Here is a 23,962-nt window from a genome sequence, read left to right as displayed (position 1 = left end):
CAGCGCCACCACGGGAGCAAACAACCCGTCTTCCGGCGAGCCACAACCATCGGTTGGGTCTCCCTCAGCCGGAGGCCGTAGGCTGCCGCGATGGACACCGAGGCGATGCGATCGTTCGTCCGGGCGGCCGAGCTGGGGCAGCTGCAACGCGCCGCCGACGAGCTCGGGGTCAGCCAGCAGGCGGTGTCGAAGCGGATCGCCACGCTGGAACGCGAACTCGGCGTGCGGCTGTTCACCCGCAACGCCCGGGGCGTCGAACCGACGCTGGACGGCCAGGCGTTCCTGCCGCACGCCCGGACCATCGTCGCCGGCGCCGACCGCGCGGTCGCCGCGGTACGGCCGGGCTCGCGGGCGCTGCGGATCGACGTGCTCGGGCTGCGGTCCGCGCAGGCGGTGGTGCTGCACGACTACTGGCGGGCGCATCCCGGCCTCGACCTGGACGTGGTGACGCTGCGGGTCGAGGACCCGCGGGCGGCGGTCGACGCGGTCCGGACCGGCGATGTCGACGCCTCCTTCCGTACCGTGACCGACCGCGCCGCGCTGCCCCCGGAGGTACGGCAGGTGCGCGCGTTCGACTCGCCGCTGGAACTGCTCGTGGGGCCGCGCCACCCGCTCGCCGGTGCGCGCACGCTGACCCCGGCGCGGCTGCGCGGGTACCGGATCTGGGTCCCGGGCATCACGCCGCGCAGCGAGTGGGCGCGGTTCTACGACGAGCTGGTCGCAGCCTTCGACCTGCGCATCGACCCGGCCGGGCCGAACTTCGGCACCGAGGTGTTGCTGGACACGATCGCCGACTCCGCCGACGTCGCGACGCTCGTCGGCGCGCGCGACCGGTACGTCTGGCCGGCGAGCCACGACCTGCGCCGCATCCCGGTCGCCGGCCGGACCCTGGCGTACCCGCTGTCGCTGCTGGTGCCCAGCGCGAACCCGCATCCGGGGCTGCGGCCGATCATCGACCACCTGGCCGGCGTGGCGGCGCCGGCCGAGCCCGCCTGGCGCCCTTCCTGGGCGCCGCACGCTCGGTGACTTCTGTCTGAATCGTCGAAAGTTATTGACCTCGGCAGCAAAAGACTTCTAGCGTGAGCGAGACCGTCACGACGCCGTCCTACGGAGGCACCATGCTCGGTGTCCAGCTGTACTCAGTCCGCGACCGCCTCGCCGCCGACCGCGACGCGACCCTGCGCCGCGTCGCCGAGCTCGGCTACCAGGCGGTCGAATGGTTCAACCCGACCGACGACCCGGCCGGCCTGCGCACCCTCGTCGACCGGTACGGCCTGACCGTGTGGAGCACGCACGCGCCGCTGCTCGACGACACCGACGCGATCCTCGACGCCGCGACCGCGGTCGGTACGGACACCGTCGTCGTCCCGTGGCTCGACCCGGACCGGTTCGCCGACCGCGCCGCCGTCGAGCAGACCGCGCGGCGGCTCAACGACGCGGCGAAGCGCGCGGGCGAGCGCGGCATCGCGGTCGGCTACCACAACCACTGGTTCGAGCCGGAGCAGCAGGTCGACGGGCGGCCGGCGCTGGAGGTGCTCACCGACGCGCTGGACGACGAGGTGTTCCTGGAGGTCGACGTCTACTGGGCCACGGTCGGCGGCCTCGACGTACCGGCGCTGCTGCGCCGGCTCGGGGACCGGGTCCGCTACCTGCACGTCAAGGACGGCCCGGCCACCACCCCCGAGGCGGCGATGACCGCGGTCGGCGCCGGCACGCTCGACATCCCGGCGATCCTCGCCGCCGCACCGCAGGCGCGCCGCATCGTCGAGCTCGACCGGTGCGACACCGACATGTTCACCGCGCTGGCCGACAGCATCGGGTACCTGCGCGAGGTGGCCTCGTGACCGCGGGGCCGGTCGGCGTCGCGGTCGTCGGCTGCGGCACGATCTCCACCCAGTACCTCGACAACCTGACCGCGTTCCCGGACGTGCGGGTGGTCGCCTGCAGCGACCTGGAGCTCTCCCGGGCCCGGGACGCCGCGCAGCGGTACGGCATCCCGGTGGTGGGCGACACCGCCGCGGTGATCGGCCATCCGGACGTGGAGATCGTGGTCAACCTGACCATCCCCGCGGTGCACACCGAGGTCGCGCACGCCGCGGTCACCGCCGGCAAGCACGTGTACTCGGAGAAGCCGCTCGCGCTCGCCCCCGACGCCGGTGCCGCGCTGCTCGCCGCCGCCGACGCCGCCGGGGTACGGGTGGCGAACGCGCCGGACACGTTCCTCGGCGCCGGCCTGCAGACCGCGTACCGGATGATCGCCGAGGGTGCGATCGGCACTCCGCTGACCGCGCTGACGCTGATGCAGAGCCCCGGACCCGAGTCGTGGCACCCGAACCCGGCGTTCCTGTTCCAGCGCGGCGCCGGCCCTCTGTTCGACATCGGCCCGTACTACCTGACCACGCTGGTCGGCGCGTTCGGGCCGGCGCGCTCGGTGGCCGCCGTCGGCCGGCGCTCCCGGGACAGCCGGGTGGTCGGTTCCGGGCCGCTGGCCGGTACCGCGTTCGAGGTGGAGGTGCCGACGCACGTGGCGGCGCTGCTCGACTTCACCGGCGGCCAGGCCGCGACCAGCGTGCTCAGCTTCGACTCCCCGCTGGCCCGGGCCGGCTTCGTGGAGATCACCGGGTCCGAGGCGACGATGGCGCTGCCCGACCCGAACACGTTCACCGGCACCATCCGGCTGCGCCGGGCCGGCGACGACGACTGGTCCGCGGTACCGGCGAAGGGACCGGACACCGGCCGGGGGCTCGGCGTGCTCGACCTCGCCCGCGCGCTGCGGGCCGGCACGCCGCACCGGGCGTCCGGTGAGCTGGCGCAGCACGTACTGGAGCTGATGACGGCGATCGCCGGGTCGGCCGAGACCGGCGCGTTCGTTCCGATCGACTCCACCTGCACGGCACCGGCGCTGCTGCCGGACGAGTTCGACCCGTACGCGGCGACGCTGTGAGGCACCGCCCCGACCCGTCGAGACCGGATCGGGGCGAGCCCACCATCCACAGTGGACCGTTCGGTCAGTCGAGCAGGTCGCGGTCGAGGCGGCGGGACATCGACCGCAGCGCCGCCGCGGCCCGGGTGGACACCTGCGACTCGTCGTCCGCGGTCGCCTCGCGCAGCGCCGGCGCGTGCTCCGCCTCGCCCACCACACCGAGGGCACGCGCCGCCGCGGCCCGCACCCGCGGTACCGGATCGGACAGCAGCGGCACCAGCCGATCGCCGGCCTCGCCCAGCTCGTGCGCGATGACCACCTTCGCCGCCATCTCCCGTACCCGCCAGGCATCGTCACCGAGCGCGTCGAGCACCGCCGGGATCGCCGCGTCGTCCCACACGTAGACCAGCGCGCGGGCCGCCCAGACCCGCGGCCAGTAGAGCAGGGACGGGTCGTCCTCCGGGGTGCGCAGCCGCATCTCGCTCGCGGCGGACGCACCGGCCAGCCAGACGATGAACTCGACCTCGGCGAACGGGTCACCGTGCCGCAGCAGCGCCACGCAGCGCGCCACCATCTCGTCGACCCCGAGCCGCCGCTCGGTGGCCCGCGCCAGCTCCACCGGTGTCTCGCCCATCCGTTCAGGTTGCCACAGCGACGCCCAACCCGCGTCGAGGGCCGCCGGGCACGCGTGGACCGACACCGACACGCTGACACCGGACACGCTGACACCGGACACGCTGGCACCGGGCACACATCGAAGGCGCGGAAACGCGCGAGGATCGCCGGACGGCGTCGAAGGCGCCGGACAGGCATCGACAGAAGCCGCGTGGCGGCGAAGGCGCGTGGCGGCGAAGGCGTCGGAAACGCGTTGAAGACGGCCGCCGGCGACGATAGCGTCGGCGGCCATGCGTGACATCAGTACCGCGGCGGCACTGCTCGCCGCGCTCGGCTCCGCCGAACGCCTCTCCCTGCTCGCCGCGGTCGGCTCCGGCCGCGCCGGCACCGTCGCCGAGGCGGCCACCGAGACCGGCCTGCCGGTACGGCAGGTGGTCAAGGAGGCGGCCCGGCTCGCCGACTGCGGGCTGCTGGACCTGGCCGGGCAGCGGCTGTCCGCCGACCTCACCGTCCTGGCCGGCGCCGCCGACGCGCTGGACGCGGCACAGCCCACGGCGCCGATGCTGGCCGACGATCCGGTACTGGCGCGGCACTTCCGGCACGGCCGGCTCCGCGCGGTGCCGGACGATCTCGCGCTGCGGCACCGGCTCGCCGACCTCGCGGCCACGCTGCTCCCGGCCGACACCACGCTGACCGAGGCCGAGGTCAACGCGGCGCTGCACGAGCTGTACGACGACCATGCCGCACTGCGCCGGCTGCTCGCCGACTTCGGCCGCGTCACCCGCGACGGCTCCGCCCGCTACCGGGTCGTACCGGCCGCCGACCGGCCACCCCAGCCGAGCTGACCGGGGCACCGACGCGGGGCGAGACGGTCAGTCGTTCGAGCCGAAGGCGGCGTCGAACGAGGCGGCCGGCGGCTCGATCGCGGCGAGCCGGCGGACGAACGCCAGCGCCTCGGGTGCGCCGATGAGCCGGTCCATCCCGGCGTCCTCCCACTCGATCGAGATCGGCCCGTCGTACGAGATCGCGTTGAGGGTACGGAAACACGCCTCCCACGGCACGTCGCCGTGCCCGGTGGACACGAAGTCCCAGCCGCGTCGCGGGTCGCCCCACGGCAGGTGCGAGCCGAGCCGGGTGTTGCGCCCGTTGAACTGCTTCTTCGACTCCTTGCAGTCCACGTGGTAGATACGGTCCTGGTAGTCCCACAGGAAACCGACCGGGTCGAGGTCCTGCCAGATGAAGTGCGACGGGTCGAAGTTGAGCCCGAACGCCGGCCGGTGCCCGATCGCCTCCAGCGCCTTGGCCGTCGTCCAGTAGTCGTAGGCGATCTCGGTCGGGTGCACCTCGTGCGCGAACCGCACGCCCTCGGCGTCGAACACGTCCAGGATCGGGTTCCACCGATCGGCGAAGTCCTGGTAGCCGCGCTCGATCATCTCCTCCGGGGTGGGCGGGAACATCGCCAGCGTGTACCAGATGGACGAGCCGGTGAAGCCGACCACCGTGGACACGCCGAGTGCGGCGGCGGCTCGGGCGGTGTCCTTCATCCGCTCCGCGGCCCGCTGCCGCACCCCCTCGGCGTCGCCGTCGCCCCACACCGCGGCCGGCACGATCGCCTGGTGCCGCTCGTCGATCGGGAAGTCGCACACCGCCTGGCCGACCAGGTGGTTGGAGATCGCGTACACCGACAGGCCGTGCTCGGCCAGGATCCGCTTACGTCCCTCCACATAGGACGGATCGGCGAGCGCCTTGTCGACCTCGAAATGGTCGCCCCAGCAGGCGATCTCCAGCCCGTCGTAGCCCCACTGCGAGGCCAACCGGCACACCTCGACGAACGGCAGGTCCGCCCACTGGCCGGTGAACAGCGTGATCGGTCGCGCCATGGCGCGTGCTCCCTTCGTACTCCTCGGCTCGGTGAGCCGCGGAGATCCTCAGTGGACGGTGGTGGTCCAGGTGCGGTCGCGGGCGCTGCGGCCCACCGCATCGAGTACCCGTTGGGCGGCGAGGCCGTCGTCGAAGGACGGGCGCGCGGGCGGCCCGCCGCCGATCGCGGCGAGCAGGTCACGGGCCTGGTGGGTGAACGCGTGCTCGTAGCCCAGCAGGTGCCCCGGCGGCCACCAGGCCGACAGGTACGGGTGGTCGGGTTCGGTGACGAGGATGCGGCGGAAGCCCGCCTCGGCCGCCGGCTGGGTACCGTCGAAGAACTCCAGCTCGTTCAGCCGCTCCAGGTCGAACGCCAGGGTGCCGAGGGTGCCGTTGAGTTCGATCCGCAGCGCGTTCTTGCGCCCGGTCGCGTACCGGGTCGCCTCGAACGTGCCGACGACACCGCCGGAGAGCCGGGCCAGGAACAGCGCGGCGTCGTCCACGGTGACCGGGGCGCTGCCGGTACCGTCGGGCAGCGGCCGCTCGGCCACGAACGTCTCGGTCAGCGCGCTCACCGCCTCGAACTCGGCCCCGGTGAGAAAGCGCACCGCGTCCACCACGTGCGCGCCCAGGTCGCCGAGCGCGCCGGAGCCGGCCCGGTCGGCCGACAGCCGCCAGGTCCACGGTGCGGCCGGATCGATCAGCCAGTCCTGCAGGTAGCAGGCGCGCACCTGGCGGATCCGGCCGATCCGGCCGGCCGCGACGAGATCGCGCATCAGCGTCACCGCCGGCACCCGCCGGTAGGTGAAGCCGCACATCGCCACGGTGCCCGCATCCCGGGCGGCGGCGGCCATCCCCTCGGCCTCGGCGACGGTGTTGGCGAGCGGCTTCTCGCACAGCACGTGCTTGCCGGCGGCCAGCGCGGCGAGCGCGATCTCGGCGTGCGTGTCGCCGGGCGTACAGATGTCGACCAGGTCGACGTCGTCCCGGGCGACCAGCGCGCGCCAGTCGGTTTCGGTTGCGGCCCAACCCAACCGGTTCGCCGCCGCCTCGGTGCGCGCCGGGTCGCGGCCGCAGATCGCCGCCATCCGCGCGGCCACCGGCAGCTCGAAGACCCGGTTGACGGTACGCCAGGCCTGGGAGTGCGCGGCGCCCATGAACGCGGTACCGACCATTCCCACGCCGATGGTGCGACCTCGACCGACCGCATCGCCGGCTCCGTCTACAGTGGACACACGGGGGGAGTCGGACACCCGGTCGCCTCCGTCGGCGCCGGACGCGCGGTTGGCTCCGTCAACGCTGGACACACGGCCCGCCTTTCCTCGGTGCGCTCGATCAGGACTGCCGGAAGACCAGGTCGCTGGCGAGCTTCGCGGCGCCGAGCGCGCCGGCCCGCTCGCCCAGCTCGGACACCACCAGCGGCAGGTTGCCGGTGGCCAGCGGCAACGACCGCCCGTACACCACCGCACGGACCTCGGCGAGCAGCCGGTGACCGAGCCCGGCCAGGCCGCCGCCGATCACGATCATCGACGGGTTGACGAAGCTGACCAGGCTCGCCAGCACGCCACCCAGCGCGGCGCCACCGGCCCGGATCAGCGCCACGCTCGTCGCGTCCCCGGCCGCCGCGGCCTGCCCCACGTCGTACGCGCTGAGCGTGCCCGCCGCCGCCAGCCGCGCGGCGAGCGGTTCGGACCGGCCGGCCCGCGCCGCCGCGACGGCGTCCCGGGCCAGCGCCGCGCCGCCGAACACCGCCTCCAGACAGCCGGTGTTGCCGCAGGCGCAGACCGGGCCGTGCGCGACGACCTGCATGTGGCCGATGTCGCCGGCGCACCCGTCCTTGCCCCGGAACACCTCACCGCCGAGATGGATGCCGCAGCCGATGCCGGTACCGAGCTTGACGAACAGGAAGTCGTCGACCGACCGGGCCACTCCCCCGTAGCCCTCGCCGATCGCCATGATGTTCACGTCGTTGTCGACCACGACCGGGCAGTTGTGCTCGTGCGCCAGCATCTCCCGCACGCCGAAGCCGTCCCAGCCGGGCATGATCGGCGGCGACACCGGCACCCCGTCCCGGAAGCTGACCGGGCCGGGCAGGCCGACGCCGAGCCCGTCGAGCTGCCGGTACGCACCCTCCGCGCGCAGCTTCTCCAGCAGTTCGGTGACCACCCGCAGGACCGGCCGCGGCCCGGACCTGATGTCCACCGGCTCCTCGACGGCGGCCACCGGGTCGAGGCGCCGGTCGGTGACCTCGATCCGTACCGAGGTGGCGCCCAGGTCGACCGCGCCGAACCGGTGCTTCGGCGACAGCTCGACCAGGGTGGAACGCCGGCCACCGCGGGACGCCGCCGGCCCGGCCTCCCGTACCCGATCGGCCTCGGTGAGCCGGGTCAACTCGGCCAGCAGCCGGGCGCGCGGCACCGCGAGCCGGTCGGCGAGCTCGACCCGGGACAGCGGCCCGTGTTCCCGCAACAGGCACAGCACCTGGTACGCCAGCCCCTCCGCCACTGCGGCCCCTTCGGTCGTACGCAACCCAACTTTTGCCATCTTGAACGAAAGTAGCCCCGAACACAACCTTCGAACCGGCGATCGATCACCCACGGCCGTGGACGCCGGCCGCGCTGGCACGATGGGTACATGGCGGCAGTGGTGGGGTTGCGCACGATCGTGGACGTGGACGAGGCGGCGTCGAGCGGGCGCCGCCTGTCGGCGAGCGTGCGGCACGAGGCGGTGCTGGCCGACGGGCGCCGGGTGCTGCTGCTCGACGACCGCGGCTGGGGTGCCTCCGGTCCGCCCGGGATCTGGGCCGCGACGAGCGTCGCGGACGTCGAGGCCACCGCGCGGACCGTGGTCGGCCCGGACGAGCCGTTCGACGGGCACACCGCGGCGGACATGGCCGCCGACCACTGGGCGCAGCTCGCCGACGTGCTGCGCCGGGCCGGCGTCACCGTCGACGCCGCGCGGCTGGCCCGGCTGCCGCACGAGGTCGTCCTGAGCGACCGGTTCCGCGCCCGCCTGGGCGCCCGCTGACCAGACCCGCCCTCGGCACCCACCGACCAGGCCCGCCTTCGGCAGCCATCGACCAGGCGCAGCCTCGGCACCCGCCGACCGGTCGCGCGCTGACTCACTCGTCGGCCAGGTGACCGGCCTGGACGGCGCGAGGTACGCTCCGCGCCGTGCTGGTGCTGATCATGTTTCTGGCCATCGCCGCCGCCGGCGCGGCGTTCCTGCTGTCGAACCTGGTGCCGATGGTGCGCAGTGCCAGGGTGCGGCGCACCGGCACCCTGGTGACGGGGACGGTCACCGGCAACGACCTCAAACGGGTCGGCAACGGCGGCAGCTGGCGGATCCCCACCGTCGGCTACACCCTCGACGGGCACCGGTACGACGCCCGGCTGGCCAACTACACGGCCAACGCCGGCCTGCGGGAAGGCACCGCGATCCGGCTCGCGGTGGCGCCGAAACGTCCGTACCGTCCGGTCGCGGTCGAGCTGAGCTCGTGGCCGACGGTGTACTGGAGTCTGATCCCGCTCGCCGTCGGCGTGCTCGGCGCGCTCTGCACCGGCCTGCGTTGATCCCGGTCGAATGGCCCGCCGGCCCCGGCGGGGACCGTCCTGGCGGCCGGCGCGGCGGTCAGATGCGGCCGAGGACGGTGCGGCGCACGTGCAGCACGTACAGCCAGATCGCGGCGAACAGGCAGCCGATCACCGCGATGGCCCAGTGCGCCAGGCCGGTCGCGATGACCAGCGCCTGCAACACGATCCCGGCGTACCAGGCCCAGCGCCGCCTGAGCAGCCCGATCAGCACGATCGCCAGCACGGCCAGGATCGCCACCGCCGCCATGCCCCAGCCGGGCGCCTTCAGCATCCGCAGCGGCAACACCGCGAGCAGCAGCACCAGCGCCTCGATCGACAGCACCCCGGCGCCGGCGCCGCGCAGCGCACCGGCCGGGTTCCGCAGCCCCGACACCGGTGCCCCGCCCGCACCGGTACCGACCTCCGTCGGCTCGGCGCCGTTCGCGGACTCGGCGGGGGCGTCGTTCGCGGGCTGGGCGGGGGCGTCGTTCGCGGCGCCGGTGCTGCCCGGCTCGCGAGGCTGGTCGGGGTGGTCGGGGTGGTCGGGGTGGTCGTCGGTCATCGCAGCAGCAGCTTCCGCGCGTCGGCCACGGTGACCACCGACCCGGTGATCAGCACGCCGAGGCCGCCCAGGGCCGGGTCCTCGCCCTGCTCGGACAGCCCGACCGCCTCCTGGATCGCGTCCGGCAGCTGCGGCTCGACGTGCACCCGGTCGGCGCCGAAGATCTCGGTGGCCAGGGCGGCGAGCTGCGCCACCGGCATCGCCCGCGACGAGGAGTTGCGGCTGACCACGATCTCGTCGGCGACCGGCTCCAGCAGCTCCAGCATCGAACCGACGTCCTTGTCGGTGAGCGCGGCGACCAGCACCACCAGCCGGCGGAACTCGAACTCCTCGGTCAGCGCGCCCACGGTCGCGGTCATCCCGGCCGGGTTGTGCGCCGCGTCCAGCAACACGGTCGGCGAGGTGCGCACCCGCTCCAGCCGTCCCGGCGAGCTGACCTGCGCGAACCCTTCCCGTACCAGGTCGGCGGACAGCGCGCGGCCAGCGGCACCGGCACCGAACAGCGCCTCCACGGCGGCGAGCGAGACCGCCGCGTTCTGCGCCTGGTGGGCGCCGTGCAGCGGCAGGAAGACGTCGGAGTACACCTCGCCGAGGCCCTGCAGGTTGAGCAGCTGGCCGCCGATCGCGACCTGCCGGCGCAGCACCCCGAACTCGCTGCCCTCCCGGGCCAGCGTGGCGTCCATCTCGGCGCAGCGCTCGACGATCGGCCGGACCGCCTCCTCGACCTGCGCGGCGGCGATCAGCGTGGCGCCCTCGTGCACGATGCCCATCTTCTGGGTGGTGATCTCGGCGATGGTGTCGCCCAGCCACTCCGAGTGGTCCAGGCCGACCGGCGTCAGCACGCACACCGGCGCGTGCAGCACGTTGGTGGCGTCGGTGGCCCCACCGAGCCCGACCTCCACCACCGCGACGTCCACCGGCGCGTCGGCGAACGCCGCGAACGCCATGGCCGTGGTCAGCTCGAAGTAGGTCACCGGCTCCGGGTACTCGGCGTCGACCATCGCCACCATCGGCGCGATCTCCTCGTACACCTCGACGAAGCGGCGCTCGCTGATCGGCTCGCCGTCGATGGAGATGCGCTCCCGCACCGTCTCCAGGTGCGGGCTGGTGTACCGGCCGGTGCGCACCCCGTGCGTGCGCAGCAGCGAGTCGATCATCCGGGCGCTGGACGTCTTGCCGTTGGTGCCGGTCAGGTGGATGGCCCGGAACGCTCGCTGCGGGTTGCCGAGCAGGTCGAGCAGGGTGCGGATGCGCTCCGGCTCGAACACCATCCGGGTGAAGCCGCGCTCCAGCAGCTCCGCGTCGACCGCCGCGAAGTCCGCCGAGTCGTCGCCGCGGTCAGCCACGCCCGGCCAGCCCGGCCAGCGCGGCGGTCAGCCGCTCGATGTCGGCGGTCGCGGCGGCCTGCCGGTCCCGGATCTTCGCCACCACCTGCTCCGGCGCCTTGGCCAGGAACGCCTCGTTGGCCAGCTTCTTCGTCGTTCCGTCGAGCTCCTTGCGGGCCCCGGCCAGGTCCTTCTCCAGCCTGGCCCGCTCGGCGGCGACGTCGATGCTGCCGCGGGTGTCCAGCTCGACCGTGACGCCGGTGACGGTGACGCTCGCGGTCGGTTCGAAGCCGTCGGCCGGGTCGTTCAGCCGGGCCAGCGACCCGATCAGCTGCTGGTGCCCGCCGATGCCGGCCGCCTCCAAGCCGGTCAGCCGGGCCGCGACCCGCTGCCCCGGCTTGAGCCCCTGGTCGGAGCGGAACCGGCGGATCTCGGTGACCACCCGCTGCAGGGTGGCGACCTCCGCCTCGGCTCCCGGGTCGGTCAACGCCTCGTCGGCGGTCGGCCAGCTCGCCACCATCACGCTGTCCGCGCCGGTCAGCGTCGACCACAGTTCGTCGGTGACGAACGGCATCACCGGGTGCAGCAGCCGCAGCAGCGTGTCGAGAACGTGCCCGAGCACCCGCCGGGTGACCCGCGCGGCGTCGCCGTCGGCGGACAGCACCGGCTTGGCCAGCTCCAGGTACCAGTCGCAGACGTCGTCCCAGGCGAAGTGGTAGAGCAGGTCGCAGACCTTGCCGAACTCGTACGCCTCGAACAGCCGGTCGACCTGCGACACCGTGTGCTGCAACCGGGACAGCACCCAGCGGTCCACAGTGGACATTTCCGTGACCGCGGGCAGGTCACCCTCGACGGTGGCGCCGGACAGCAGCGCGAACCGGGTCGCGTTCCACAGCTTGTTGCAGAAGTTGCGGGAGCCCTGCGCCCAGTCCTCGCTGACCGCCACGTCCGAACCGGGGTTCGCGCCGCGGGCGAGGGTGAACCGGGTGGCGTCCGCGCCGTACGCGTCCATCCACTCCAGCGGGTCGACCACGTTGCCGCGCGACTTCGACATCTTCTTGCCGAACTGGTCACGCACCAGACCGTGCAGCACCACGTGATCGAACGGCTGCCGACCGTCCATCGCGTACAGCCCGAACATCATCATCCGGACGACCCAGAAGAACAGGATGTCGTACCCGGTGACCAGCACGCTGGTCGGATAGAACTTCGCCAGCTCCGGGGTCTGCTCCGGCCAGCCGAGGGTCGAGAACGGCCACAGGGCCGAGGAGAACCAGGTGTCCAGCACGTCGGAGTCCTGCACCCAGCCGTCGCCGGTCGGCGGCTCGTCGTCGGGACCGACGCACACCATCTCGCCGCCCGGCCCGTACCAGATCGGGATGCGGTGGCCCCACCACAGCTGGCGCGAGATGCACCAGTCGTGCATGTTGTCGACCCAGTCGAAGTAGCGCTTGCGCTGCTCGACCGGATGGATGGTGACCCGGCCGTCGCGCACCGCGTCACCCGCCGCCGCAGCGAGCGGCCCGACCTTGACGAACCACTGCTTGCTCAACCGCGGCTCGACGGTGGTGTTGCAGCGCGAGCAGTGCCCGACGGCGTGCACGTACGGCCGCTTCTCGGCGACGATGCGGCCCTGCTCGCGCAGCGCCGCCACGATCGCCGGCCGCGCCTCGAACCGGTCCAGCCCCTCGAACGGGCCGTGCACGGTGATCACGCCGTGCTCGTCGAGCACCGTGATCGACGGCAGGTCGTGCCGCTGGCCGATCTCGAAGTCGTTCGGGTCGTGCGCCGGGGTCACCTTCACCGCGCCGGTACCGAACTCGGGATCGACGTGCGCGTCGGCCACCACCGGGATCCGGCGGCCGGTGAACGGCAGCTCGATCTCGCGGCCGACCAGGTGCGCGTACCGCTCGTCGTCGGGGTGCACCGCGATCGCGGTGTCACCGAGCATCGTCTCGGCCCGGGTGGTGGCCACCACGATCGCGTCGTCACCCTCGCCGTACCGGATGGAGACGAGCTCGCCGTCGTCGTCGGAGTGCTCCACCTCGATGTCGCTCAGCGCGGTCAGGCAGCGCGGGCACCAGTTGATGATGCGCTCGGCGCGGTAGATCAGGCCCTCGGAGTAGAGCCGCTTGAAGATCGTCAGCACCGCGCGGGACAGCCCGGCGTCCATGGTGAACCGCTCGCGGCTCCAGTCGACGGAGTCGCCGAGCCGGCGCATCTGGCCGAGGATCCGACCGCCGAACTCCTCCTTCCACTGCCACACCCGCTTGACGAACGCGTCCCGGCCGAGGTCGTGCCGAGACTTGCCGTCCTGCTCGGCGAGCTGGCGCTCGACCACGTTCTGGGTGGCGATGCCGGCATGGTCCATGCCCGGCATCCAGAGCGCCTCGTAGCCCTGCATCCGGCGACGGCGGATCAGCGAGTCCTGGATGGTGTGGTCCAGCGCGTGCCCCATGTGCAGCGAACCGGTCACGTTCGGCGGCGGGATCACGATCGAGAACGGCGGCTGCTGCGACGCCGCGTCCACCCCGAAATACCCCGCCGATACCCACTGCTCGTAGCGGCGGGCCTCTACCTCGCCGGGCTGGTACGCAGCGGACAGGTCGGGCTGGGTCTGCGGAGTCACGGTCACCCCAACGAGTCTACGGAGCCCACGTCACGCGGTGCCACGGGGCGCCGCCGCCCGGCAGCCCGACCGGCCGGGCGGTCACCCGCCGGCCCGGCGAACCGATCGCCAAGCCCCGGCCGCCGGGCGCGGCGCGGTCAACCGGACACCAACGGCACCGATCACGGGCCCGGTGCACGCTCAGCCCAGGCCGGTCAACAGGGCACGAACCTCGTCCGCCTCGACCGGCCGCAGCCCCGGTCGCGCCGCCAGCGCCTGCTCGAAGTGGCGCCGCGCGGCCGCCCGGTCACCGAGCGCCCGGTATGCCCGACCCAGCCCGTCCAGGGCGACCGCCCGGCCGTGCGCCTCGTCGATCCGCTCGCCCAGCCGCAACGCCCGGGTGTGCAGTTCGACCGCCTCGGCCGGGTCACCGGTGAGCTCGGCGAGCCGGCCCAACTGGTTGAGCACCGAGACCTCCAGCTCCCGCATCCCGGTCGACCGGGCGATCGCCAGCGCCTCCCGCTGGTACCGCTGCGCCGCGGCGTGCTCGCCGAGCAGCGCCGACACGATGCCCAGGTTGCAGGTGGCGAACCCCTCGCCCTCCCGGTGGCCGAGGTCACGGGCCTGCGCGAGCGCCTGCTCGAAATGGTCCCGGGCCTGCTCGTACCGGCCGAGCCCGCGCAGGATCAGCCCGATGTTGTTGGTACTGCCCGCCTCGGTCGCCGCGTCCCCGACCGCACGGGCCAGCTCCCGCGCCCGGGTGAAGTGACGCAGCGCCTCCTCCGACCGGTCCGACCGCCAGCAGACCAACCCCAGGTTGTTCACCGTCTGCGCCTCGCCGGCCCGGTGGCCGATCCGGCGGTACCGGTCGAGCGCCTGCTGGTGCGCCTCGACCGCGCCGGGCAGATCACCCACCGACGCCCGGACCAGGCCGAGATAGTCGAGGGCACGCGCACCGATCATCGGGTCGTCCAGCTCGGCGCCGAGCGCGAGCGCCCGCTCCAGCAGCGCCAGCGCCTGCTCGTTGTCGCCCAGCCGGTGCCGGGCGGTACCCAGCAGGGTCAGCGCGGTCGCCTCCCGGCCCCGGTCGCCCAGCCGCCGGGCCGCCGCCAGCGCCTCGCCGTGCAGCACGACCGCGTCCTCGTGCGCGGCGACCTGGTGCAGGTAGCGCCACAGCGTCTCGGACAGCCGGCAGACCCGGTCGTCCTCGCCGCGGGCCGCGGCGGAGCGGGCGACGGCGAGCAGGTTGGTGCGCTCCGCGGCCAGCCAGCGCATCGCGTCGGCCAGCTCGCCGAACCGGTCGGCGTCGGCCGGCACCGGGCTCCCGCCGTACGGATCCAGCCGGTGGTCGGCCGCCGCCGCGGTGCGCAGGTAGTGGTCGAGCAGCCGGCCCTGCGCGGCCCGTCGCGCCGGCTCCGGATCGTCCCGCCGGCACAGCTCGGCGGCGTAGCTGCGCAGCAGCTCGTGCAGGTCGTACCGGCCGCCGGCACGCTCCTCCAGCAGGTGCCCGCCGGTCAGCACGGTCAGCAGCGCGCCGATCCCGGCCGGAGACTCGTCGACGAGCGCGGCCGCCGCGGCGGCGTCGAAGTCCGGCCCCGGATGCAGTGCGAGCAGCCGGAACAACCGTGCCGCCGGGGCACCGAGCGCCAGGTACGACCAGGAGAACACCGCGCGCAGGCTCACCGGCCGGTCCGTCTCATCGGCCGACCGGTCCAGCAGCTGCAGCCGGGTCCGCTGGTCGGCGAGGCCGGCCGCGACCTCGGGCAACGACCGGCCACCGGAGGCAAGCTCGCCGACCAGGCTGATCGCGAGCGGCAACCCCGCGCACTCGTGCAGGATCCGTGCCACCGCCGCCTGCTCGCCGTCGAGCCGGTCGGGCTGGACGAACCGGCCGAGCAGCGCCCTGGCCTCGGCACCCGGCAACGGGCCCAGCGGCACCCGGTGCGCACCCTCGTGCACGCTCAGCCCGACCAGCCGGTTGCGGCTGGTGACCAGCACCAGGCAGCCGGGACTGCCCGGCAGCAGCGGCCGGACCTGGTCGGCGGTGCGCGCGTCGTCCAACACCACCAGCACCCGGCGGTCGGCCAGCCGGCTGCGCAGCAGCGCCGAGCGGGTCTCCAGGTCCGCGGGCAGCCGCGCGGCCGGGATCCCCAGCGCGGTGAGGAACCGGGCCAGCACCGCCGTCGGGTCGGCCGGCGGGGTCGGGCCGTAACCGCGCAGGTTCGCGTAGAGCTGGCCGTCGGGAAACAGGTGCCGGACCCGGTGCGCCCACTGCAGGGCCAGGGTGGACTTGCCCAGCCCACCCGCGCCGTCCACCGCGACGATCGTCATCGCGGCACCGAGGCCGGTCAGCAGCGCGTCCAGCCGGGCGGTCTCGGCCCGCCGGCCGACGAAGCTCGCGGTCGCCGCCGGCAGCTGCGCCGGCGGCCACCCGACCGGCGCCACGTCGGCCAGCCCCTCGATCGTCGGGGCGGGGCCCGCCGGTTCCGCCGCGGTCGCCGGCGCGGGATCGGCCGGACCGGCGGGACAGCGCCCGTAGTGGCCGAGCAGCCGGTCCCGGTCGGCGGCGGCGAGCCCGAGCGCGGCGGCGATCGCGAGCAGCGAGCGGCGGTGCGGTCGACGCACCTGGCCGCACTCGATCGCGCTGATGCCCCGGGCGCTCATCCCGCAGCGCTCGGCCAGCTCCTCCTGGGTCACGCCGGCGGCCCGACGCAGCTCGGCCAGCGCCCCTGTGGACCGCTCCGACACGCGCCGATGGTAGTTCTCGGCCGCCACAACCGGAAGGAACGCCGGAACGGACCGGAAAACCGCGAGCGAAACCTCCGGTCGCCTTTCCTGGTCGTACCGGACCGCGGGCGTTTCGATGGTGGCAGCCGCACCCGGCGTACGACCGGCCAGCCACGGCCCGGGGGCGGACGACCGTGACCGCGGAGGGAGGTGTGTCCCATGTTGGCGTCGGCGAAGCACCTGAAGTACGTGCTCAGCTCGTTCTCGGCTGTCGTGTTCATGTGTGAGCTCTGCTCCTAGGCACCGGGCCACTGCCGGCGGGCCCCTCGCCCGCCGGCAGTACCACCGAGTACCGCAGCTGCCGAGAACGGAGGACGCGCGATGTTCGACACCGCCTTGCGGCAGTTGCGACAGGGGCTCGCGATCGCCACCGGCCGCCGGATCCGCCCCGGCGACGTGGCCGCCCTGGTGCAGCACATCCGGCGTACCCACGCCGAGTTCGGTCGGCTCGACCATGACCGGGTGATGGAGGCGATGGGCCGGGTGACCGACCCGGACGTACGGGCCGCGGCCGACGCCCGGCACTGGCGCCGCAGCGTGACCACCGCGTACCGGCACACCGTCTACTACCGGCGGCTGTTCGACCGGCTCGGGATCCGGCCGGACGAGCTGAGCCTGGCCCGGCGCACCGAACTGCCGCTGACCACCAAGGCGAGCCTGCGCGCGCTGCCCGAGGCGTTCGTCAGCGACCGGTCCGAACCGGTCCTGCAGGCCTTCACCACCGGCAGTACCGGCACCCCCACCTCGTGCTGGTTCTCCGCCTACGAGCTGGATCTGGCCGCCGCCTACAGCGCGATGTACTGGCTGATGACCGCCGGGCTCGGGCCGGCCGACGTGCTGCAGGTGTGCGTCAGTTCGCGGGCGGCGCTCGCGGTGAGCACGACGCTGCGGGCGATCGGCATGGTGGGCGCCGGGTACGTGCAGACCGGGGTGATCGATCCGGCCGAGACGCTGGCCCGGCTGACCACGCCGGTGCACCTGCCGGGCAAGAAACCGCGGGTCAGCGCGCTGACGATCAACCCCAGCCAGCTCGCCGCGCTGGTCGGGCAGGCCGAGCGGGACGGCTACCGGCCGCACGACTTCGGCCTGGAACTGATCGGCTGCGGCGGCGAGGTGCTGAGCACGGCGCTCGCCGAGCGCGCCGAGCGCACCTTCGGCGCCCGGGTGCAGGACACGTACGGGATGACCGAGGCGTTCCCGATCTCCGGCCAGAACTGTTCGGCCGGCCACCTGCACTTCGGCGCCGAGCAGGGGCTGATCGAGGTGCTCGATCCGGTCACCGCCGAGCCCGCCGCACCGGGTGCGGTCGGCCAGCTCGTGGTCACGCCGTACCCGCCGTTCCGGGAGACGACGCTGCTGCTGCGCTACGCCACCGGCGACCTGGTGCGGGTGCTGACCGAGACGCCGAGCTGCGAGATGGCCGGCCAGCCGGCGACCTCGCCCCTGCTGGGCAAGGCCGAGTTCAGCCCCACCGTACGTGACCTGCGGCTCTACCAGCGCGACGTGCTGGAGCTGCTGGAACGCCAGCCGGCCGTGCCGCTGCCGGTGCGCTACCAGGTGGCGGCCGCCGCGGACGGCTTCGACCTGCACGTGCTCGGCCCGGAGGACGACCCCGCACTGGTCGCCCGGCTGGAGACGCACGCCGCCGAGCACGACCTGCCGATCCGCAAGATCGTGCTGCACGACGATCCGGCGGCGCTGGCCCGGCCGCAGTTCGTCCGGGCGCTGCTGCGCGAGACCGTCGCCACCCGCAACGAGGAGACCGGTACATGGATGCTCCGCTGAGCTCGCTCGCCGTCACGGTGGTGCTGGTCGTCGCCACCCTCGCCGCCGCCCGGGTCTACTTCCACCGGGTCCGGATCGAGCGGCCGCCGGTCGGCGTGTTCAACCTGCGCGACGTCGGGTTTAGCTTCCTGGTCCTGGTCGTCGTCCCGCCGCTGTACCTGCAGCTGCCGCGCGGGCTGATCGGCACCATCCTGGCCCTGTTCGGTACCGGGCTGCTCTACTTCACCCTCACCCCGCTGGTGCGCCGGCCGGCCGCGGTCGGGCTCGCGGTACTGCTCACCGGCACCGAGGTCGCGCTGGAGTTCACCGGGCTGGCCCGGTCCGCGTGGTTCACCGGCATCAACGACGTGGTGCTGCTGATCGTGGTCGTCGGGGTGTGCAACACCTGGGCGCAGAGCGGCATCCGGGCCCGCGACATGGCCGTGTTCGCCGCCGTCGTCACCGGCTACGACGCGATCGCCACCGGGCTGCTGCCCACCACCGCCGAGTTCGTCGGGCAGCTGCAGGCGCTGCCGTTCGCGCCGACCATGGGTTGGGGCAGCGGCGCCGCCGCGGTGTTCACCGGCCTCGGCGACCTGCTGTTCATCGTGCTGTGGCCGCTGGTGGCCGAGAAGGCGTACTCGGCGGCCGCCGGCCGGGCCGCGATCGCGGTGACGCTGGGCTGCGTCGCCGCGGTCACCGCGTCGTACCAGCTGGGGTTGCTGACCGTGGCGATCCCGGGGATGGTGCTGATGGGCCCGGCGATCCTCGCGCACTACCTGTGGCTGCGGCACCGGCACCCGCGCGAGCGCACCGCCGGCGAGCACGAGGTACGGCTGCATCCCGAGCTGCCGCCGCTGGTCCCGGCGCCCAGCCGGCCGCTGGACGACCTGCTCGTCGCGGTGGACCTGGCCGCACACGCCGGCGCCGGACCGGTCCGCTACCAGGCCGTGCACGACGGCGCGGTCCTCGCCACCGGCGCCAATCCCGCCGCGGTACTGCGTGACGCCGGCGCCGCCCGCCCCGACGCGACGCCGGTGCTGACGCTCGCGCCAGCCGGCTGAGCTACCGCCAGGGCCCGTACGGCCCCTGCCCGTACTGGCCGTACGGGTCGGGTGGTGGTGGCTGCTGCGACACCGCGCCGGAGCGGTACCAGGCCATGGTTTCCGGCCGGCGCAGCACGAACAGCGCGTAGATGCCGCACGGGATGCCGGCCAGCAGGCAGCATCCGGTGAGCGGCACGATCGCAAGCACCGCACCGACCGTGGTCAACCGGCGGTTGCGGCGGCGCAACAGCTGCACCCCGCCGATGATGGTCGCCGGCGACAGGAACACCGACAGCACCGGCGAGAACAGCACCACGTACGCGAAGATCTCGCTGCCGCCGATGCCCACCTGCTGCTGCACGTCGTCGTGCAGCACGGACAGGTCGGCGGCCATCCAGAGCGCCGCGCAGACGAAGCTCGCGCCGCCGGACAGGATCAGTGCGACCCCGGCGCCGGTGACACCGGGCGGCCGGGACCGAAGTGGAGCCGCCGTTGCGGGCTGGTACGGCTGGTACGCCATGATCGCAAGATAGCCGCCCGGCTCCACCCGAGCCGTCGGCCTTTCGTGCCGACCGTCCGAATCCGCCGAAAGGCCGAGGCCGTGACGCCGGAACGGACGATAACGTGTCTCGGCCCCACGCCGATCCCCAGCGACGCCCCGGCGGCACGCCCCTACGCGTACCGCCCTGCGCCCGTCCCGGGGCACTTCCGCATCCCCGGGGCCCGCGCATCTCGTAGGAGCACCATGACTTCGGCAGAGGACACCGTCCCCACCGGGTCGGCGCCGCCCGGCGGATCGCCGGCGACCCCACCGGCGGCGCCCGCCACCAGCCCACCGGAGCGGGGAGCCGCGCGGAGCGGGAGGGCGGCCGACGACGAGTGGGTGGCCGGCTTCCCCGACGCACCGCCCTCGGACCGGAAGTCGCGCAAGGGGCTGATCGCGGTCATCGCGCTCGGGGTCGTGGTGCTGGTCGTCGGCGCGATCACCGCCGGCTACCTGCACCACCGGGCCGACCTCGCGGCCGACGCGCACACCACCGTCCGGACCCCGGCGCGGGCCGGCGGGCTGACGAAGGTCGACGGCAACGCCACCGCCACCACGCTGGCCCAGCAGATGTCGAGCGCCGGCGTGTTCGCCCACAGCATCGGCGCCGCCTACCGCAAGCCCGGCGCGAAGACGCTGGTACTGGTGTGGGGCGGCGAGCTGGCGGAGGCACAACCGGGCAGCGTCCTCGACGACAGCGACTTCTTCGACTCCGCCGCGTTCGGCCGCTGGGGCGACCTGCACCGGGTCGATTCACCCGGCTCGATCGGCGGCGAGATGGAGTGCGCCGACCAGGCGAACGGTGGCGCGCGGGGCGGCGCCACCGCGTTCTGCCTGTGGGGCAACCACAAGGCGGCCGTCGGCTTCGTGGGCGCCGGCTCCGCCGACCAACTCGCCGGCACCGCTGCCGCGATGCTCACCGACCTGGTCCACCGTGACCGACCCGGCCGTACCCCGTCCGGCTGGGCGGGCGGACACCCGCGGCGAGCAGGGCGTGACCCGATGGGTGCGGACCGTACCCCTGGCGGCACCCGTACCCCGATCGGAGCACCGATGTTCCCCAGGCCACCGCGCACGGGGGTGTGTGCATGTGGGCCAACCGGGTGGCGCTGGTGAGCACGACGATGGTCGACCACGACCTCGACGACACGATCCGGTACGCCCGGCGGGCGCTGCCCGACCTCGTGCACCGCGACTGATCCCTGATCCCGGGTCGTACCCTGGCGGCACCCGCACCCCGATCGGAGCACCGATGTCCTCGCCGTACCCCCCAGGTTCCCCCGGGCCGGATCCGCAGTGGCAGCCACAGCAGTACGAGGTCTCGCCGTTCGGCGACCAGGGCCAGCCCCCCGGCGGGCAGTCGTACGGGCCGACGGCCCCGCAGTACGGCGGAGCGCCGGCGCCCCAGTACGGCGGGGGCCAGCCGGCCGGCCCGCAGTACGGCGGGGGCGGGTACCCGGGGCCGTACGGGGCCGAGCCGCCGGGTACCGCGTACGGCCCGCCGCCGGTCGCGCCCGGCTACCCCACGCCGGGGTACCCGCCGGCGCCGGTACCGGCGAAGAAGTCCCACACCGGGCTGATCATCACGCTGGTGTGCGCCGGCGCGGTGCTGCTGGTGCTGTGCGGCATCGGCGGGTACGCGCTGGTGCAGGGGTCGGTCGGCATCGGGCTCGGCGCCAAGAACTCCGCCACGAAGCTGTCCACCCCCGACTCGGCCGGCGGGCTGACCAAGAAGCCGAGCGACCGGGTCGCCGCCTCGATGAAACGCGAGCTCGACGGCGAGAAGGAGTTCGCCACCACCATCGGAGCCGCGTACACCGACGGCTCCGACACCACCGTCTACGTGTGGGGCGGCACCATGGACAGCTCGGCGGACAGCGTCGAGAACCACCTCGACGACTTCTTCTCCGGCCTGTCCGGCGACTCGGTGACGGTCAGCGGGCAGCACTCGGTGGACCCGCCGTCCGCGGTCGGCGGGTCGATGGAGTGCGCCAAGGTCGACTTCGGGTCGGCCGGTGCGAAGGGTGGGGTCTGCGCCTGGGCCGACCGGGTCGCCCTCGTCGGCGTGATGAGCCTGACCAGCGACGAACCGACCGTCGAGACGCTCGCGGGCACGCTGCTCCCCGACGTCGTGCACAAGGGCGGCAGCTGAGAACACGACGGACCCGGCCTGGCTCGGCCCGACACACCAGGACCTCGGCGCGGCGGGACCGGCACCCGGAGACGCGAAACGGCCCGGGCGATCGCCCGGGCCGTTCGTCGTCTTCCTCGGTCAGGCCGACTTCTCGCGGCGCTCCCGGCTCCGCGTCTCGCGCGCCTCGCGCGGCACGATCGTCGGGTTGACGTTCTCCAGCACCACGTCGCGGGTCACCACGACGCGGGCCACGTCCAGCCGGGACGGGATCTCGTACATCACGGGGAGCAGGACCTCCTCCATGATGGCGCGCAGGCCGCGGGCGCCGGTGCCGCGCAGGATCGCCTGGTCGGCGATCGCGGCCAGCGCCTCGGCGTCGAACACCAGCTCCACGCCGTCCAGCTCGAACAGCCGCACGTACTGCTTGACCAGCGCGTTCTTCGGCTCCTGCAGGATCCGGATGAGCGCGTCGCGGTCCAGGTTGCGCACGCTGGTGACGATCGGCAGGCGGCCGTTGAACTCCGGGATCATGCCGAACTTGAGCAGGTCCTCCGGCATCACGTCGGCGAACACGTCGTCGGTGGAGCGCTCTTCCTTGCTGTGCAGCTGGGCGCCGAAGCCGATGCCCTTACGGCCGACCCGCTGCTCGATGATCTTCTCCAGGCCGGCGAACGCGCCACCGCAGATGAACAGCACGTTGGTGGTGTCGATCTGGATGAACTCCTGGTGCGGGTGCTTGCGGCCGCCCTGCGGCGGGACGCTCGCAGTGGTGCCCTCCAGGATCTTCAGCAGCGCCTGCTGCACGCCCTCGCCGGACACGTCGCGGGTGATCGACGGGTTCTCGCTCTTGCGGGCCACCTTGTCGATCTCGTCGATGTAGATGATGCCCGTTTCGGCGCGTTTGACGTCGTAATCGGCTGCCTGGATGAGTTTGAGGAGAATGTTCTCCACGTCCTCACCGACGTAGCCGGCCTCGGTCAACGCGGTCGCGTCCGCCATCGCGAACGGCACGTTGAGCATCCGGGCCAGGGTCTGCGCCAGGTGCGTCTTGCCGCACCCGGTCGGCCCGATGAGCAGGATGTTCGACTTGGCCAGCTCGACCGGGTCGGCGCCCGAGGTGCGGTGCCCGGCGGCATCCGCCTGGATGCGCTTGTAGTGGTTGTAGACCGCCACCGACAGGGCGCGCTTGGCCCCGTCCTGGCCCACCACGTACTGGTCGAGGAACTCGCAGATCTCCTTGGGCTTGGGCAGCTCGTCCCACTTGACGTCGCCCGACTCGCTGAGCTCTTCCTCGATGATCTCGTTGCACAGGTCGATGCACTCGTCGCAGATGTAGACCCCAGGGCCCGCGATGAGCTTCTTGACCTGCTTCTGAGACTTCCCGCAGAAGGAACACTTGAGCAGGTCACCGCCGTCGCCGATCCGTGCCACCTACGACTCCCCTGCACCGGCGGCCGGGGCACCCGACCGCTCCTGACTGATTCGCGCTGCACCTGCTCCAGCGCCGTACCTGTCGAACAGACTCTTCGACCGTACCCGCTCGGAGGCCCGAAACGGACCCCCGAGCGGGGCTTTCAGCCCGCCACCGCCGCGGCCGCGTTCTTCTTGCGGCTCGGCAGCACCTGGTCGACCAGCCCGTACGCCATCGCCTCGTCGGCCGTGAGGATCTTGTCACGGTCGATGTCCCGCTTGACCTGCTCGACGTCGCGGTCCGAGTGCTTGGAGATCAGGTCTTCCAGCAGCGTGCGCATCCGCATGATCTCCCGCGCCTGGATCTCGATGTCGGACCCCTGACCGTACCCGCCTTCGGTCGCCGGCTGGTGGATGATGATGCGCGAGTTGGGCAGCGCCATCCGCTTGCCGGGCGCGCCGGCGGCCAGCAGCACCGCCGCGGCGGACGCGGCCTGGCCCAGGCAGGCGGTGGAGATGTCACACCGGATGTACTGCATGGTGTCGTAGATCGCGGTCATCGCGGTGAACGAGCCACCCGGCGAGTTGATGTACATGGTGATGTCGCGGTCGGGGTCCATCGACTCCAGCGCGAGCAGCTGCGCCATCACGTCGTTGGCCGACACGTCGTCGATCTGCGCGCCGAGGAAGATGATCCGCTCCTCGAACATCAGGTTGTACGGGTTGGACTCCTTCACCCCGTACGACGTGCGCTCGACGAACGACGGCAGGATGTAGCGGTTCTGCACCGGCGCGAAACCGGTCGGCATGGC

21 protein-coding genes are annotated in these 23,962 nt (G+C 73.3%); 10 read left to right on the top strand and 11 right to left on the bottom strand.

The window, feature by feature from the left end; translation table 11 throughout:
• Positions 1-90: 90 nt before the first annotated feature.
• From NUM_RS11820 to NUM_RS11810, 3 genes are read left to right on the top strand one after another with little or no spacing between them, the layout of a single operon-like run.
• Entirely contained in the window at positions 91-1,026 is a 936-nt protein-coding gene (locus tag NUM_RS11820) for a LysR family transcriptional regulator (RefSeq protein ID WP_225918506.1), read from the top strand.
• A 53-nt stretch (positions 1,027-1,079) separates the two neighbouring features.
• The gene (locus NUM_RS11815; RefSeq protein ID WP_207124848.1) at positions 1,080-1,844 is read left to right on the top strand and encodes a sugar phosphate isomerase/epimerase family protein; all 765 of its coding nucleotides are present in this window, start codon (positions 1,080-1,082) and stop codon (positions 1,842-1,844) included.
• The gene (locus NUM_RS11810; protein WP_207124847.1) at positions 1,841-2,944 is read left to right on the top strand and encodes a Gfo/Idh/MocA family protein; all 1,104 of its coding nucleotides are present in this window, start codon (positions 1,841-1,843) and stop codon (positions 2,942-2,944) included. The genes NUM_RS11815 and NUM_RS11810 overlap by 4 nt, the downstream gene beginning before the upstream one ends.
• Positions 2,945-3,008: 64 nt before the next feature.
• Here NUM_RS11810 and NUM_RS11805 read toward each other — a convergent pair whose 3' ends face one another.
• Complete coding sequence (locus tag NUM_RS11805) at positions 3,009-3,557, bottom strand: HEAT repeat domain-containing protein (protein WP_207124846.1); 549 nt, start codon at positions 3,555-3,557, stop codon at positions 3,009-3,011.
• Between the two features lie 271 nt (positions 3,558-3,828).
• Here NUM_RS11805 and NUM_RS11800 point away from each other — a divergent pair, with 271 nt between their 5' ends.
• On the top strand, positions 3,829-4,383 hold the full coding sequence (locus NUM_RS11800; protein ID WP_207124845.1) for a DUF2087 domain-containing protein: 555 nt from the start codon (positions 3,829-3,831) through the stop codon (positions 4,381-4,383).
• A 27-nt stretch (positions 4,384-4,410) separates the two neighbouring features.
• Here NUM_RS11800 and NUM_RS11795 read toward each other — a convergent pair whose 3' ends face one another.
• The 3 genes from NUM_RS11795 to NUM_RS11785 all read right to left on the bottom strand — a co-directional run bounded on the left by NUM_RS11795 (position 4,411) and on the right by NUM_RS11785 (position 7,942).
• The gene (locus NUM_RS11795; protein WP_207124844.1) at positions 4,411-5,418 is read right to left on the bottom strand and encodes a sugar phosphate isomerase/epimerase family protein; all 1,008 of its coding nucleotides are present in this window, start codon (positions 5,416-5,418) and stop codon (positions 4,411-4,413) included.
• Positions 5,419-5,466: 48 nt separating this feature from the next.
• Positions 5,467-6,573 (bottom strand): Gfo/Idh/MocA family protein, encoded by a 1,107-nt coding sequence (locus tag NUM_RS11790; protein ID WP_207124843.1) that lies wholly within the window; start codon positions 6,571-6,573, stop codon positions 5,467-5,469.
• A 160-nt stretch (positions 6,574-6,733) separates the two neighbouring features.
• The gene (locus NUM_RS11785) at positions 6,734-7,942 is read right to left on the bottom strand and encodes an ROK family transcriptional regulator (protein WP_207124842.1); all 1,209 of its coding nucleotides are present in this window, start codon (positions 7,940-7,942) and stop codon (positions 6,734-6,736) included.
• Positions 7,943-8,032: 90 nt separating this feature from the next.
• Here NUM_RS11785 and NUM_RS11780 point away from each other — a divergent pair, with 90 nt between their 5' ends.
• Together NUM_RS11780 and NUM_RS11775 are read left to right on the top strand one after the other, a co-directional pair.
• Positions 8,033-8,425 carry a hypothetical protein gene (locus tag NUM_RS11780; RefSeq protein WP_207124841.1) on the top strand — a complete coding sequence of 131 codons (393 nt, stop codon included), beginning with the start codon at positions 8,033-8,035 and terminating at the stop codon, positions 8,423-8,425.
• 146 nt (positions 8,426-8,571) lie between these two features.
• Positions 8,572-8,970, top strand: a complete 399-nt coding sequence (locus tag NUM_RS11775; RefSeq protein ID WP_207124840.1) for a DUF3592 domain-containing protein — start codon at positions 8,572-8,574, stop codon at positions 8,968-8,970.
• A 58-nt stretch (positions 8,971-9,028) separates the two neighbouring features.
• On the opposite strand, the gene NUM_RS11770 is transcribed toward NUM_RS11775, so the two are convergent.
• From NUM_RS11770 to NUM_RS11755, 4 genes are all read right to left on the bottom strand, one after another.
• Positions 9,029-9,532: a DUF4233 domain-containing protein gene (locus tag NUM_RS11770; protein WP_207124839.1), complete on the bottom strand. Its 504-nt coding sequence runs from the start codon at positions 9,530-9,532 to the stop codon at positions 9,029-9,031.
• Positions 9,529-10,803 (bottom strand): bifunctional folylpolyglutamate synthase/dihydrofolate synthase, encoded by a 1,275-nt coding sequence (locus NUM_RS11765; RefSeq protein WP_207124866.1) that lies wholly within the window; start codon positions 10,801-10,803, stop codon positions 9,529-9,531. Before NUM_RS11765 ends, NUM_RS11770 begins: the two co-directional genes overlap by 4 nt.
• 67 nt (positions 10,804-10,870) lie before the next feature.
• Positions 10,871-13,492, bottom strand: a complete 2,622-nt coding sequence (locus NUM_RS11760) for a valine--tRNA ligase (protein WP_207124838.1) — start codon at positions 13,490-13,492, stop codon at positions 10,871-10,873.
• A 174-nt stretch (positions 13,493-13,666) separates the two neighbouring features.
• A complete protein-coding gene (locus tag NUM_RS11755; RefSeq protein WP_207124837.1) occupies positions 13,667-16,213 on the bottom strand; it encodes an ATP-binding protein in 2,547 nt (848 codons plus the stop codon).
• A 360-nt stretch (positions 16,214-16,573) separates the two neighbouring features.
• Here NUM_RS11755 and NUM_RS11750 point away from each other — a divergent pair, with 360 nt between their 5' ends.
• On the top strand, positions 16,574-18,037 hold the full coding sequence (locus NUM_RS11750; RefSeq protein WP_207124836.1) for a phenylacetate--CoA ligase family protein: 1,464 nt from the start codon (positions 16,574-16,576) through the stop codon (positions 18,035-18,037).
• Positions 18,022-19,080, top strand: a complete 1,059-nt coding sequence (locus NUM_RS11745; protein ID WP_207124835.1) for a hypothetical protein — start codon at positions 18,022-18,024, stop codon at positions 19,078-19,080. Before NUM_RS11750 ends, NUM_RS11745 begins: the two co-directional genes overlap by 16 nt.
• Before the next feature lies 1 nt (position 19,081).
• Here the strand turns inward: NUM_RS11745 and NUM_RS11740 are convergent, their stop codons facing one another.
• Positions 19,082-19,582, bottom strand: coding sequence for a hypothetical protein (locus NUM_RS11740; RefSeq protein WP_207124834.1), 501 nt, complete (start codon positions 19,580-19,582; stop codon positions 19,082-19,084).
• A gap of 225 nt (positions 19,583-19,807) precedes the next feature.
• Here NUM_RS11740 and NUM_RS11735 point away from each other — a divergent pair, with 225 nt between their 5' ends.
• Both NUM_RS11735 and NUM_RS11730 read left to right on the top strand, forming a co-directional pair.
• Positions 19,808-20,722: a hypothetical protein gene (locus NUM_RS11735; protein WP_207124833.1), complete on the top strand. Its 915-nt coding sequence runs from the start codon at positions 19,808-19,810 to the stop codon at positions 20,720-20,722.
• A gap of 136 nt (positions 20,723-20,858) precedes the next feature.
• Positions 20,859-21,758, top strand: coding sequence for a hypothetical protein (locus tag NUM_RS11730; protein WP_207124832.1), 900 nt, complete (start codon positions 20,859-20,861; stop codon positions 21,756-21,758).
• Positions 21,759-21,878: 120 nt separating this feature from the next.
• Here the strand turns inward: NUM_RS11730 and clpX are convergent, their stop codons facing one another.
• Together clpX and NUM_RS11720 are read right to left on the bottom strand one after the other, a co-directional pair.
• The gene (clpX, locus tag NUM_RS11725) at positions 21,879-23,171 is read right to left on the bottom strand and encodes an ATP-dependent Clp protease ATP-binding subunit ClpX (protein WP_207124831.1); all 1,293 of its coding nucleotides are present in this window, start codon (positions 23,169-23,171) and stop codon (positions 21,879-21,881) included.
• A gap of 143 nt (positions 23,172-23,314) precedes the next feature.
• The gene (locus NUM_RS11720) at positions 23,315-23,959 is read right to left on the bottom strand and encodes an ATP-dependent Clp protease proteolytic subunit (RefSeq protein ID WP_030447034.1); all 645 of its coding nucleotides are present in this window, start codon (positions 23,957-23,959) and stop codon (positions 23,315-23,317) included.
• Positions 23,960-23,962 lie beyond the last annotated feature (3 nt).

Source organism: Actinocatenispora comari, assembly GCF_017312725.1.
In the GTDB taxonomy this organism is placed as follows: Bacteria; Actinomycetota; Actinomycetes; order Mycobacteriales; family Micromonosporaceae; genus Actinocatenispora; species Actinocatenispora comari.
This window is presented reverse-complemented; position numbering and strand designations above follow the sequence as displayed.